Below are 13,779 nucleotides of genomic sequence, written 5' to 3' on the forward strand. Positions count from 1 at the left end.
GACTTCCTCCCCAGCGTCATGCGACAGGCGCGGCGACCGAATTGCGGCCCCACAGTTGATCGTAGCGCCAGCCCGACAGATCTTCCACCACCGCCCGGTGTGCGGCATCGGTCGGCTTGGTCGCGCCGGTGCGCAGGTGCTCGATCTCCTCCATCAGGATCCTGTGCGTGACCGGCCCGAGGCGGAAGCGCAGCGACACGATCACGCCGAACGCGAGCAGTCCGATCGTGCCGATGCCGAGCAGCAGCGCGATCGTCAGGATCGCCTGCGGTGTCTGCACGCTCGCCTTGGAGACGAACCCGCCCGCTTCCATGATGAAGCCGACGCCCGCCACCGCCACCGCCTGCGTCGCCTTGCGCACGAAGGTCATCACGCCGGCGAAGCTGCCCTCGCGGCGCTGCCCGGTGACGATCTCGTCGACGTCGGCCATGTAATTGTAGGTTGCCCACGGGATGTAGTTGAGCGCGCCGCGCCCGAGCCCGGCAAGTCCGATCGGGATCCACAGCAGCCAGCTCGACGCCAGCACGCCCGCCGCCCACAGGCCGAGCAGCACTACCACGCCGACCGCGAAACACCCCGCCGCCAACCGATAAGCGATGGCGGGCGAGGTGCGCAAAGCGAGATTGATCGCGAGCAGCACCGACACGAACTGGAGGATATACATCGTCCCAAGCAGGCCCGAAGCGAGCGCGGTCGTGCCGGCGAGCGCAAAGATCACGAAGAACGTGAAGGCCGCGTTGAACACGTCCTGGCTGATGTAACCGCCCAGATACATGCCGAGGTGCAGCCGGAACGCCCGGATCCGCATGGTCGAAAACAGGTTTCGATACAAAGCATTGAACGCCGCGAACGCGCTGGTCGGTGCCGCACCCGACCGCGCCGGGGCCATGCCGCCCGGCATGTGCCGCTCCCAGCTGAACAGGTACAGGAAGGTGGCGGTCGCCATGAACAGCGCGGCAAACAGGACGCCCATGTAGAAAAACGTGTCGGCACTGTCGCGCCCGAGATAGCCGATCAGCCACAGCGGCAGGAACCCGGCGAGGATCGCGGAAGCCTGTCCGAACAAAATACGCCAGCCGGCGAACTTCGCCTTGCTGCTGTAATCGCTCGACATCTCGGCGGCGAGCGTCTCGACGGGGATGATCTCCATCGCATAGACCAGCTCGAACAGCACGTAGCTGACGAGATAATACCAGAACGTCTGTCCCGGCAGCCACATCAGCGCGAAGCTCGGCAACAGCGGAATCGCGGCGAGGATAAAGAACCGCCGCCGCCCAAACTTGCGGCCCAGCCACGTGCCGCCGAAATTGTCGGACAGGTAGCCGAGCATCGGCGAGGCGAACGCATCCAGCACGCGCGCCACCGCGAAGATCGTCGCCGCTTCACCCGCGCTAAGCCCACAGAACTGCGTGTAGAAGATCAGCACCCAGCCGGAGATGACCGCCATCGATCCCGCGCCGAGCACGTCGTTCGACCCGTAGGCGAGGTAGTTGACCAGCTTGACCGGCCGGGGGCCGGTGGCCGCTATCATACCGTGTGGCTCTGCCATCGTCCGCTCCCGCGCTTTGCGATTTCACGCAGGACCCTGCGTATGATGTACGGCTAAGCCGTCATTATGTGGCGCATACTAGCAATATGTGGAACATGTGCAAGCGGGGGGCGACGCTCCTCCTCTCGTTACTCGACGGAAGGCTCATGAAGCGGTCCGCAAACCATAATCCGTGGCAATGCGCCGATACAGGTCCAGAAATGCATTCCCCTCGAACCGGCCACCAACGCCGAAATGCTTCGGCTCCGGCTTCACCGGCTTGGGCGCGCCGCCGCCGGGTGCCTCAGCGCTGTTCATGCCTTGCGAGATCAGGTTCGGGCGCGGGCCTTCGCCAGCCGATCGACCGTCCTTGTCGAAGAGCGCCTCCTGATAGTGCACCGGCTCCCAGATGAACGTGCCCCAGCCTTGACCGTTCGGCAGATCATGGACGAGATCGTTAAGGTAGCGTTTGCGGCTCGAATATTCCGCCACCATCAGCCCGGTGCCGGGATAGCGCGTGCAGAAGTTGGTGAAGCTCGTCGCCCAATCCCCCTCCGCCGCCTGCTGATAACACGACAGCGCCACCGCATCGAACGGTACTCCGTGGGCGCGGAGCGCATCCACCCAGTCGCGCAGGATAAGCCAGTGCCGGCCGAGGTGGTTATGCACGACGATCCTCGTCGTGGGATCAGCGGCGCGGATGCCGGCGATCGCCGCCTTGAGCAGCGCGGCGAACCCCTCCATCCCGCCCACCTTGCCGGGGTCGAGATGCGTCTTGTCGGTCACCGGGTTGCCGGTGGCGCGCGACAGCGGCACGCGGCCGTCCGGCCACAGCATCCCGAACGTGGTCTCGTTGCCGACATAGACCATCGTCGGCCGCAGCCCCGCGCGCCGCACCGTGGCGAGGGTGGCGCGCGCATAATCGTGCACCGCCTGCTGGAGAGCCGCCCCGTGCAGATCGCGCCACGCCAGCGGTTTGGGCTGGCCCTGCGGATCGGCCCAGCTATCCGCGAAGTTGAGCGACAGGGTGAAGCCCATGCCGGCGCGCGTGATGCGCTTGCCGAGCGCGATCGCGTGGGCGAGGCTGGTCCACCCCGCCTTGGGCGCATCCGCCGAATAGCCGTCCGGCGCGGACGGATCGACAAACGCCCGCACCTTGATCTCGTTGAAGCCGACCGAGGCGAGCAGCGCGAGCAGATCCCAGCGCTTGCCCCCGTACCAATATTCCGCGCCCGCCGCCTCGTCCTCGGGCAGCCACGACACGTCCGCGCCGAGCAGGAAGCGCCGGCCACCGGGCGCCGCCTGCGCCGGCAGCATCGGCACCACACCCGCCGCCGCCAGCGCGAGCAGCGCCGCACGCCGGTCGATCGTCATACGCTCGCCCCGTTCGCGACCGCGCGGAAATCGTGCACGCCCTCGCGGTAAAACGCGGCCGCCCCAGCCGGCACCTTGAGGAACGACCCGTCGAAGCCGTCCACGTCGCGCAACCAGAAGCCCGCGCGCGCATCCGCCGCGCGGGTGCGCACCTCGACATGGCTCATCTCGAGATTGCGGACGTGCCGCACGAAGAAGCCGGTCGCGGGCAGCGGCCCGTAGCGATCCGGATCAGGATAGGTCGTCTTCAGCTCGGGCGGGACGAGCGCCGCCATCGCCTTGTCGCCGCCGCCCGCCTGTTCGACGAAGACGTTGGCGATCTTGACGTCCTCGATCGGATGGCCTTCCAGCCCGGTGATGAGCGCGGGGTACGCCGACGCGTTCATGCAGGTGAGATTGTCGATCAGCACCCGCCTGATCGCGCCTATCGCAGCACCTTGCGGCCCGCGCATCCGCTTGTTGAGCACCATGTAGATCGGCGCGCTCTGGCAATCGCGCATGGTGATGTTGCTGATCGCCACGTCCTCGATCACCGCGCCGTCGCAGGATTCGAGAGCGAGGCCCCAGCATTTCTCGAACACACAGTTACTGACGGTGATGTTCTTGAACCCGCCGTTGCTTTCCGTGCCGCACTTGATTCGCCCGGTCAGCCAGGTGTCGCGTGATTTGACCAGCGGGCGGTAGCTCGCATCAAGGAACGAGCCGACCTCATACGCGCCCGTCACATGGCAGTTGCTGATCGCGACATTCTCGGTGGCGCGCGCATAGCCAAGCGCGAACGAGGATTTGGGGCAGATCGCATCGTCATACGGTGTGTTGAGCCGGCAGTTCGACACGAACACGTTGCGGCAGCAATCGATGTCGAACCCGTCGCGGTTCGTGTCGACGGTCAGCCCCTCGATGGTGAGGTTATCGACGCCGGTGGCGAGCAAGGCGAAATGCCCGCCCTTCAACACCGAGAAGTCGCGCAACTGCACGTTGCGGCATGTCTTCAGCGCGATCGCCTTGTTGCCGACGCCGGGCATCTCTGCGCGGGCGACGCCGGGATCGGGGTGGCCCCGGCTCAGCCCCTTGCCCCAGATCAGCCCCTCGCCGGTAATGGCGATATCGTGCAGCCCCTCGCCATAGATCAGGCTGTTGCGCCAGTGGTTGTGGCCATAATCCTGGAACGGCTCGATGCTTGCGTCCTGCGGTTCGGCGGGATCGTAGCCGCCGGTGGTCGTGCCCTCGATCGGCACCGGCGCGGCGAGCAGCACCGCACCGCGATCGAGGTGCAGCGTGATGTTGCTCATCAGGTGGATGGTATAGCTGGCGTAGGTGCCGGGCGGGAAATACACCGTGCCGCCGCCGCGCGCCGCCGCAAACACAATCGCGCGGTCGATCGCTGGGGAATCGATCGTCACACCGTCGCCTTTGGCACCATGATCGCGCACATCGACGAAGCCGAGCGCCGCGACGAGCGGCTTGCGCTTGGCGAAGGCGGGTAAAGCGGTGGCGGCGAGCAATCCGGCGCCCCCTCCCAACAGCAGACGACGATCGATCACGGCGCTCTCTCCTCTGTGGTTGTGGCGTCGGCCCTCGTTGCGGAGCCTTTGCAAACCCTGCCCCGCGCGGCGGCGGGGCAGGGGCAGTCGGTATCAGATGTAGCTGCGCAGGAACTCGCCGAGCGCGCAGATCGCAAGGCTCTGGCCGTACGGCATCGAGGTGAGCGCGATGTCCTTGTAGAACTGCATCGTGCTGCCCATCGCGGTGCCGAAGCTGACCTGCTTCAGCTCGCCCGCGTCGTCGATATTGGCGAGCACCGCGCGCACCGCCTTGATGCCGACCTGCTCGTATTCGCGCGGCAGATAGCCCTTCCGCACGCCCTTCAGGATGCCATAGGCGAAGCCCGCCGTGGCGGAGGCTTCAAGATAGCTGGTCGGATCGACGATCAGCGTGTGCCACAGCCCGCTCTCGTCCTGATGCTTGGCGAGCGTCTTGACCTGCGCGTTCAGCGTATCGATCAGGAAGGTGCGGAACGCATCCCCCCCCGGCAGATCGAGCATTTCGAGAATCTCGGGGATTGCGATCGTCACCCAGCAGTTGCCGCGCGCCCACAGTGCACCCGCGAAATTGTGGCGCTCGGTGAAGTCCCAGCCGTGGAACCACAGCCCGGTCTTGGTGTCGTAGAGATACTTGATGTGGATGAGGAACTGGCGCTTGGCCTCCTCGATATAATGGTCGCGGCCGAGCAACTGGCCGATCTTGGCGAGCGGCAACACCGACATCATCAGCGTGTCGTCCCACAGCTCGCCGGGGTTCTCGTCGTTGAAGACGATGTGCTGGAAGCCGCCCTCCTCGGTTTTGGGCAGGCCGTCGTCGGCCATCAGCCACTCGGCCCAGGTGTCGAGATACGGCAGATAGCGCTGCTCGCCGCTCTGCTCGTACAGGTAGGCGAGCGTCAGGAAGGGCGCCATCGTGTTGATGTTCTTGGTCGGGGTGCCCGCGGCGAAGCGATCCTCGAACCAGTTGACCATCACGTCATAGGCTTCGAGATCGCCGGTCTGCTCGTAATAGCGCAGCAGGCCGAACAGGCCGACGCCGTGCGTCCACTCCCAGTCGTTCCAGCCCTTGGTGTCGATTACTCGGCCGTCTTCGAGGCGGAGCAGGAACTCGCCGGTCTCGTCCTTGATGTTGACGAGGTTGTCGATCAGCTTGGCGATCTGACGGGTAATTTCGGTACGGGGGATGTCGTGCGTGAGCGCGGCCACTATCGGGTCTCCTGGGGGTAAATCTTGAGGGTTATTTAAGGTCGGCGGGTGTCCGGGGTGCAGCGACCATCTTCACCGGCACACCGCCGCGGGCGTTGTGTAGCGTCACCAGCCTGACCGCCTCCAGCGCATCGCCAGCGGCACCGTCCGACGTTACCGCCAGCGCGATACTGTTGTGGCCGTGATGATTGAGAATGCCCTCCGGGATAGGGAACGTCCGCTGCGGGCCGATATGGGCGATGAACTGGCCCATGTTCCAGCCGTTAACGAAGATCAAGGCCCGGTAGCGCGCCACCGAACGCGGTACGCTCGCATCGCCGAAGCTGACGCCTATCGTCGCGTCCTGCCCCGTCGGCACGGCAAGGTCGAAGCCGGTGCGATACCAGGTGGTGCCGGCGCTCGCGCTGGCGGCGGGTATGGTGGCGCTCGCCCAGCGCGCATCGTCGAAGTCGGGCAGATACCAGCCGAGCCGTTCGCCGGCGAGGCCGCCGTTGTTGGGCACGCCACGCACCGGATCGGCGATATCCTCGCCGCCGCGATTGCCCTGGATCTTCCACGCGATGGGCACGCCGAACGACCGCCCGCCCGGTGCCTCGATCGAGGCGGAGATCAGCCCGCGCTGTTCCTTGTGGAAGTCGTCCGCGTCGAGATCCCAGTTATGCCCGTTCGATCGCACCGTCACCGACAGCACATGCGCGCCGGTCTGCGCGGAAGGCGGCAGATCGAACCCGGCCGCGCCGAGCGTCATCGGGCGGGGCAGACCGGTGGGGATCTCATGCTGGCCGAGGAATACCCCGTCGATCCACACCTGCATCATGCCGGCACCACCGCCGCCATAGGTGAACTTCACCGATCGCGCGTCGGTGGTGCCGGTGAAGCGCCCGCGATACCACACGTCGCCGTCGTGAAAGCCGTAGCTGTCCATGCTGAGATTGGGCTGGCCATCGGGCGCGGCGGTGGTCGAGGCGTTGGCGCGGCGGTCGATCGACTGCCAGCCGCTGTCGTCGTATCCGGGTGCCGCCTCGGGCGAGCCGGGTGCGCTTCGCCAGCCGGTCAGCGCCGGCAGCGCGACGGCGGCGGGGCCGGGCAGGGGCGTGGTCGCTTCTAGGCTGCCGGAGGCGGTGCGTGCGGTCGCCACGGCCGCGCCGTTCCACGTCACGCGCGCGAGCTTCGGCGCCCAGACTTCGAGCGGGCTGTCTCCTTCGGTATCACCGGTCAGCGCTAGCGCGCCGCCGGTGGCGACCGCATGCCGCACCAGCGTCGGTCCGCGCACCAGCACCGGCCCGGCATTGCTGTCGGTGCGCCAGAACTGCACGCCCGCCGCCTCGTCGCCGAGCAGCAGCGTCAGCGCAGGACGCCCGCCGCCGCTGATCCGCACGCGGGCGAGGCCGCTGTGCGTGTAGCCGAGCTTGAGATCGCCGTTCGCCGCATCGAACGCGCTGGTCACCTGTCCAGACAGCACGGTGACGTTCGGCGCGGTCTTGTAACGCAGCACCGTCTCGCCCGGCTCACCGGCGCGGCCGTAGAGCAGCATGACATCGCCACCATCGACAGTTAGCGCGGTCTGCAATTCCGACGTCGAGTAGACCAGCCGCTGCCCGCCGAGGTTCACCCCCGCCACCAGCCACTTGGCGTCGAAGCCGTTCAGTTGCATCGGGAAGGCATAATGCCCGTCCGGCAGATCGGCAGTTATGGTGAAGGCGTCGTTGCTCGGTCCGTTAGACGGCTTGTGCGTCACCAGCAGGAAGCGCGCATCGCTCTCGGGATTGCGGTTGTGATAGACCTGCACCGCGCCGCCGCTCACCGCGACGGGCGCCGCCGGCACGATCCCGGCGAGATCGGGCACCGCCGCGATCAGTTCGCCGAGCTGCTTCATCTCCGCCGCCTTGGGTCGCAGCACCCGCGCCTCGGAGATCGCCGCGCCGTAATCGTAGCTGGTGAACACCACTGGCGCGGGCAACCAGCCCCAGCTGGTGCCGCCATAGGTCATGTAGAAGCTCTGCATGCCGATGCCGTTGGCGAGATTGGTGCCGTAGAACACCCGCTGGAAACGCTTGCCGCGCTGCACCGCGTTGCATTCGTACCCGCCGTTCGATCCCCAGTAATCGAACCAGCCGCCGCCAAATTCGGCCAGATAGCCGGGCGTGTCTGGCGAGGCGGAGGCGCCGCCCTTCGCGCCGCCGGGGCCGTAATAGCCCCAGTCCGGCGCGGCCGATCCGCGTGTCGGCTGCCCGCCGACGGTGCAGGTGCCGCCGGGATAGCCGTCGAACGCGTACAGGTCGTTGGGGCCGGTCACCACCTTGTCGACCGTGCTACTCTGCGGCGTCCAATAGCCGTTGCGGCCTTGGTCGTTGTGGAAGATCGGCACGCTGATGCCGTCCGCTCGCGCTCCGGCATAGAGGTGGTCCATGTAGCGGCGCTGCGACGCGCCCGTCACCGACAGTTCGTTCTCGATCTGGTGGAGTATGACGGTGCCCTTGTGGCCCTTGCCGTCGCCGTTGATCTGGTGGCGCGCGATGATCGCGTCGATGCGGTGCAGCCACTCGTCGGCGGCCGCCATGTAGGTGGGATCGTCGGTGCGCGCCCGCGCCTTCTGGTTGACCAGCCAGCCGGGGAAGCCACCGCGCGTCAGCTCGCCGTTCACATACGGCCCGGCGCGGGTGATGACATACAGCCCTTCGTCCGCCGCCATGTCGAGCAGCCGGTCGATATCGCGGATGCCGCTGAAGTCGTACACGCCCTGCTTGGGGCTGTGATACCCCCAGTCGAAGTACAGCGACACTGCGTTGAAGCCGCTCGCCTTCATCTTCTGCAACACGTCGCGCCACAGGTCGGGGCTGGGCAGGCGGAACGGGTGGAACTCGCCCGCCCAGATGATCGTGCGCTTGCCGTCGATCATCAGCGAGCGGCTGTCGTACGACACGCGCCCGAACGTCTTGACCGGTGCGTGCGCGTTGAACACCGGTCGGGCGACCTGCGCGGTGGCGATGCCGGGCAGAGCGCTTGCGGCGAGCAATGCGGCGGTTAGCATGCGACGCGCGTTCATGCGTGGTGGAAGATCAGCGGGAGCGGCCATTCCTTGGGCCGGTTGTCGGGCTCGACCTCCATCAAGGGCGCCATATAGTCCCACCAGCGTTTCATCACGGGATGGTCAGGCAGCGCATCGCGATCATTGTCCTCGGCCAGTTTCAGAACTGCGAACAGGCTCAGCGTCTGTTCGTCGAGGAAGATCGAGTAATCATAGATGCCGCTTGCCGTAAGCAGGGCGGAGAGTTCGGGCCAGATCGCATCGTGGCGCGCACGATATTCGTCGAGCACGCCCGGCTTGAGCTGCATCCTGAAGGCGTGAATCGACATTGCCCCTCCTTAGTCTCCCAATAAATGGGATTATATTCTATAATTTGTAGGTCAATGGTTCGGGTGCGTCAATGTGGATTGATGAAGCTTTTGTCACGAACTGTTGCCGATCGGGCTCAACTTCCCGCCGGGCGCTGTGCGCTACGCGCTAGGCTCGGCGCGATCATCAGCGCGTCGGGTAACGGCGGGTGTGCGGGATCGAGCGGTGCGGCGATGATGTGACCGGCGAGCGACGGAAGTTGACGTTTGATGTCCGTCGCCACCGCGTTCGCCAGCAGGAACGCGCCGTAATTGTCGTGATGCGTCTTGTCCGCACCACCATCGTTGAACGCGCGTGGCGACACCGCTGGACCGAGCGCTTCGTACAGCATGCGGCTATCGGCGTTGAGGTCGATCAGCGGCACGTGCTCTTCCGCCGCCACGCGCTTCATCGCGGCGACATACTCGGTCAGTGTCGAGGTGATCTTGCCGGCCGCATCGAAGTTGCGGCGATCGGGCGGCGTCACCAGGACAGGTTGCGCCCCGCGCCGCCGCGCCTCGGCGATATAGGCACGCAGATAAGCGGGGTAGGTGAGCTTCGGATCGGCATAGGTCTGCGGCCACTGCTGCTTCTGGTCGTTGTGGCCGAACTGGATGAACAGGTAATCGCCTGCCTTCATCCGCGACAGCGCCTTGTCGAGCCGTAGTTCGGTGATGAACGACTTCAGCGTCTCCCCCGATTCCGCGTGATTGGCGACCGCGACGGATGTGTCGAACATGGCGGGCAGCATCTGCCCCCAGCTTGCCGCCGGCTCGAAACGCTGATCGGTCACCGTTGAATCACCGACCAGGTAAACCGTCGGCACGTCGACGGGCACTATTGAAATGCTCTGCACCTTGGGATTGCCGAGGAACTCAAGCGTCAGTTTCTCATCCCAATCATAGCTGCCATCCTCGCGCGCGTTGAGGCGGACGCCGGTGCCGCCCGGCGCGGTCGGCGGCGGTGGCGCGAGTTCCGGCCGGCGCACGTTGACGATGAAGCTGCGGGTCAGGATCTGGCCCGGTCGGGTAACGACGTTTCGCAGCATCAACCGCCGCGATTCCGCCTTGATCGTTGTCAGCGAGGCGTGTCGCGGATCTCCAAGTGTCACGGTAACGCGGTAGTTGCCCTCCGCGACCGGCGCCGACCACAGGAAGCCGCCCGCATCGCCGCCTGGTTCGAACCCGGCGGTACCGGCTTCGTAAGCAGGGCCGCTGATTTTTCCATCGAGCGCGAAGCTGACCGGAGGGGTGACCCCCGCCAGCATGAGCAGCACAGATGCGATTGCAGCAGGGAAGCCCATGGATTTCCTCTCGTAGCCGTCAGCTTGTTTTCACGTTTTGAACGAGTCCGCCATATTGTAGGAACACGACCTCGCAAAATGCCAGCGCTACGTCTGCGGTCCTGGCAACAGCAGTTGGTGCTCGATTGACATATTCCGCTCGGCACCTGCGCTAACTTAGGTCCCGAAGTCCTTGGCTAGGCAGTGGTCAAGCAGTGGCGGCAGTCGGGCTGGGCTGAGCACGAATCGAGCCGATCCGGCACAATTTTTCCGAGAGGCTGCCATACGTGACTATTTTGTCACGTTTAGTACCACTTTATGGTACTTGGTTGCAAAACATGATTGATCGGGATGGTTGGCTCGGCATAGTGGCGCCTGCTGTCACGAGACGTGAATGGCACGCCGGCGAAAACGCCGGGATTACATGGGGAGGATCTGCAAGTGTCGAAGCAAGTCACGTCGTCTGCCGTCTATTGCGCTGCCGTCTCCGGTTTCGCGTTGATGATCGCGCTTGCCAATCCGGCTGTCGCGCAGACCGGCCCGGCGCAGGTGCCTGCCGAACCTGCTCCGCCGACAGCGGACGGCGCACCGCCAGCATCCGATACCGCGACCCCGGACATCATCGTCACTGGCTTCCGCGCCTCGCTCAACGCCGCGCTCAACGAGAAGCGCACTGAGACGGCTGCGATCGACAGCATCGTCGCCGAGGACATCGGCAAGTTCCCCGACACTAACCTCGCCGAATCGATGCAGCGCATCCCCGGCATCGCGCTGGCCCGCGGTGACGGCGGCGAGGGCAAGAACATCTCGGTGCGCGGCCTTGGCGCCGGCTTCACCCGCATCCGCATCAACGGCATGGAAGGTACGTCGCAGACCGGATCGTCGGATATTTACGGCGGCGGCGCGGTCGGCCGCAGCTTTGATTTTAACGTCTTCCCGTCCGAGATCTTCTCGCAGCTTTCGGTGCGCAAGACGCCGTCCGCCGACGTGGAAGAGGGTTCGCTTGGCGCGACGGTCGATCTGAAGGCGCCCAAGCCGTTTGACAGCAAGCAGGACTTCGTGTTCACCGCCACCGGCAAGCGCGTCTACAACACGCTCTCCAAGCAGGTGAACCCGCGCTTTTCGGGGCTGATCTCCAAGAAGTTCGGCGATTCCGGCTTCGGCATCCTCGCTTCGGGTGCCTATCAGCAGCGTGACATCCGCGAAGTCGGATATTCGGCGGTCGATCTACTGCCCTCGACGGTTAACGGCGGCTTCTGTTCGCCGATCGGCGTGACGCCTCAGAACCCAGTGACCAGCGTGGTTAAGGGCACCGACGCGGCGAACTGCTCGACCGGCAATCCGCGCAGCGGCAGCGTCGCGGCGTACAACACGATCCGGTCCCTGACCAAGAATGGTGGCGCACCCGGCAGCGGCGCGTTCTTCCCGCGCATCCCGCGGTATCTCAACTCGCAGCAGGATCAGAAGCGCATCGGTGGCACGGTCTCGTTGCAGTTCAAGCCGGACGAAGACACCGACATCTCGCTTGACTTGCTCTATTCGCGTTTCGACGTGAAGCGCACCGACAGCTACATCGAGGCGGTGTCGTTCGGTCGCTCGGCTTCGAACAACGGCCAGCCGATGACGTCGGTGACGGACGTGCAGTTCGATAAGAACGGCTCGATCGTGTACGGCGCGTTCAAAGGTGTCGATGTCCGCGCGGAGAGCCTGTACGATCACTTCGTCTCGACCTTCAAACAGGCCAACCTCAACTTCTATCACCGCTTCACTGAGCACCTCGAGATTTCAGGTTTGTTCGGCATGAACGAGTCGCTGCTCGATGGTAAGGAGCGGCTGCAAACCTATATGGATGCGATCGACCAGCCGTTCACGCTGGATTACCGCAATGGCGGCAGCACCCCGCTGCTCGGCTTCGGTTTCGACGTCTCCAACCCGAACAACTTCAACTATGCGCCGGGTCGGAGCGATGGCACCGTCCTGGGCGGGTTCAGCTTCCAGGCGCGTCCCGCCAAGAACCGCACCACCGGCCTGACCGGCGAACTGAACGGCATCTGGACGTTCTCGCCGGTCGTGAAGCTGAAGTTCGGCGGCCAGTACCGGTCGAGCAACTATCTCGCCAGCTCGCTGGCACCATACACCGCCGATCTCGCGGTAAAGGCGCTGCCGGCCGGCACGTCGCTCGCCAGCATCACCACGCAGGTCAGCGGCGTCAACAACCTGTGGGGCAATGGCGCACCGGCAAGCTGGGCGGTGATCGACCACACCAAGTGGGAACAGGCGTTCAACTTCGCCGGCGTGCGCTACTGCGACTACCGCTGCGGCGGGGTGCGCTCACGCGTGTTCGAGAAGGAATCGAGCGCCTATGCGATGACTGAGTTCAACCTCGGCGACGTGATCGGTTGGGGCATCCGCGGCGACGCGGGCGTGCGCTACATCAAGACCGAGATGCATTCGTCCGGCTATATCAACGTGGCCAATGCGGCGTCGCCGACCGGCGTGATTGGCCAGTTCGCCTCCGCGCAGAAGGATTATCAGGACTGGCTGCCCTCTGCCAATCTGGTGATCGAGCCGATCCACAACGTGCTGTTGCGCCTGTCGGGGTCAAAGGTGCTGGCACGGCCGGAACTCGGCGTGCTCACCCCGACCAGCGGCGTCAACGGCGTGACGCGCACCGGCACGATCAACAACCCGCAGTTGAACCCGATCCGCGCCAAGACCTTCGACGCCGGCCTGGAATGGTATTACCGGCCGGGCGGCCTGCTGTCGGCGGCGTTCTTCTACAAGGACATCGGCAGCTTCGTGCAGAACGTGACGTCGCTGGTGCCGTTCACGCAGCTCGGTCTGCCGGTGGCGCTGCTCAACAACACCAACACCTCGCCGAACGAACTGTTCACGGTGACGCAGCCGTTCAACACGCCGGGCGGCAAGCTGAAGGGTGTCGAGATCAACGCGCAGGTGCCGCTCACCTTCCTGCCGGGCTTCCTGCACAACCTCGGCGTGCTGGGGAACTACACGCACGTCACCTCGAACATCAATTACATCCTGGCGAGCGTGAACGGCGTGCCGACCGTCACCACCACCGCCGATCTGGTCGGCCTGTCGCGCAATACCGCGTCCGGCACGATCTATTACGAGGACAGCAAGTTCAGCATCCGCAGCACGGCCAACTGGCGTGACCGCTTCATCCGCGGCATCCCGGCCTCGACCGGCAGCGATCTGCAAGGCAATGCGCCGACGCTTTATGTCGACGCCTCCGCCTCGTACAACCTCAACGACCATATCAAGGTGATCGTCGAGGGGCAGAACCTGACCAACGAACAGAACAACCTGTATACCGACAGCGTGCGGCAGGACACGCTGTTCCAGACCAACATCGGCCGCACGATCAGCTTCGGTGCATCGTACCGCTTCTGATCGACCGCGCTCCGCCGGCGTCGAGGGCACCGCCTGCGCGGTGGCCTCGACAGCC

8 protein-coding genes are annotated in these 13,779 nt (G+C 65.1%); 1 reads left to right on the top strand and 7 read right to left on the bottom strand.

Annotated elements, in window-relative coordinates:
- Positions 1–16: 16 nt before the first annotated feature.
- From L8F97_RS09480 to L8F97_RS09510, 7 genes are all read right to left on the bottom strand, one after another.
- Positions 17–1,549, bottom strand: coding sequence for an MFS transporter (locus L8F97_RS09480; protein ID WP_242148828.1), 1,533 nt, complete (start codon positions 1,547–1,549; stop codon positions 17–19).
- A gap of 144 nt (positions 1,550–1,693) precedes the next feature.
- Positions 1,694–2,902, bottom strand: a complete 1,209-nt coding sequence (locus L8F97_RS09485; protein ID WP_242148830.1) for a glycosyl hydrolase 53 family protein — start codon at positions 2,900–2,902, stop codon at positions 1,694–1,696.
- Positions 2,899–4,446 (bottom strand): glycoside hydrolase family 28 protein, encoded by a 1,548-nt coding sequence (locus L8F97_RS09490; RefSeq protein ID WP_242148832.1) that lies wholly within the window; start codon positions 4,444–4,446, stop codon positions 2,899–2,901. Before L8F97_RS09490 ends, L8F97_RS09485 begins: the two co-directional genes overlap by 4 nt.
- A 93-nt stretch (positions 4,447–4,539) precedes the next feature.
- Positions 4,540–5,652: a glycoside hydrolase family 105 protein gene (locus L8F97_RS09495; protein WP_242148834.1), complete on the bottom strand. Its 1,113-nt coding sequence runs from the start codon at positions 5,650–5,652 to the stop codon at positions 4,540–4,542.
- Positions 5,653–5,683: 31 nt separating this feature from the next.
- Positions 5,684–8,683, bottom strand: coding sequence for a glycoside hydrolase family 35 protein (locus L8F97_RS09500; protein WP_242148836.1), 3,000 nt, complete (start codon positions 8,681–8,683; stop codon positions 5,684–5,686).
- A gap of 11 nt (positions 8,684–8,694) precedes the next feature.
- Complete coding sequence (locus L8F97_RS09505) at positions 8,695–9,009, bottom strand: L-rhamnose mutarotase (protein ID WP_242148838.1); 315 nt, start codon at positions 9,007–9,009, stop codon at positions 8,695–8,697.
- Positions 9,010–9,125: 116 nt separating this feature from the next.
- A complete protein-coding gene (locus L8F97_RS09510) occupies positions 9,126–10,331 on the bottom strand; it encodes a rhamnogalacturonan acetylesterase (protein ID WP_242148840.1) in 1,206 nt (401 codons plus the stop codon).
- Positions 10,332–10,751: 420 nt separating this feature from the next.
- Between L8F97_RS09510 and L8F97_RS09515 the strand changes: the two genes are divergently transcribed.
- Positions 10,752–13,724, top strand: coding sequence for a TonB-dependent receptor (locus L8F97_RS09515; RefSeq protein WP_242148842.1), 2,973 nt, complete (start codon positions 10,752–10,754; stop codon positions 13,722–13,724).
- Positions 13,725–13,779 lie beyond the last annotated feature (55 nt).

Source organism: Sphingomonas sp. BAUL-RG-20F-R05-02 (assembly GCF_022662305.1).
GTDB lineage: Bacteria > Pseudomonadota > Alphaproteobacteria > Sphingomonadales > Sphingomonadaceae > Sphingomonas.

Excerpts from the sequence above, each read along its gene's own strand:
- L8F97_RS09510 (WP_242148840.1), bottom strand. The coding sequence starts at position 10,331 with ATGGGCTTCCCTGCTGCAATCGCATCTGTGCTGCTCATGCTGGCGGGG.
- L8F97_RS09500 (WP_242148836.1), bottom strand. The coding sequence starts at position 8,683 with ATGCTAACCGCCGCATTGCTCGCCGCAAGCGCTCTGCCCGGCATCGCC.
- L8F97_RS09485 (WP_242148830.1), bottom strand. The coding sequence starts at position 2,902 with ATGACGATCGACCGGCGTGCGGCGCTGCTCGCGCTGGCGGCGGCGGGT.
- L8F97_RS09480 (WP_242148828.1), bottom strand. The coding sequence starts at position 1,549 with ATGGCAGAGCCACACGGTATGATAGCGGCCACCGGCCCCCGGCCGGTC.
- L8F97_RS09505 (WP_242148838.1), bottom strand. The coding sequence starts at position 9,009 with ATGTCGATTCACGCCTTCAGGATGCAGCTCAAGCCGGGCGTGCTCGAC.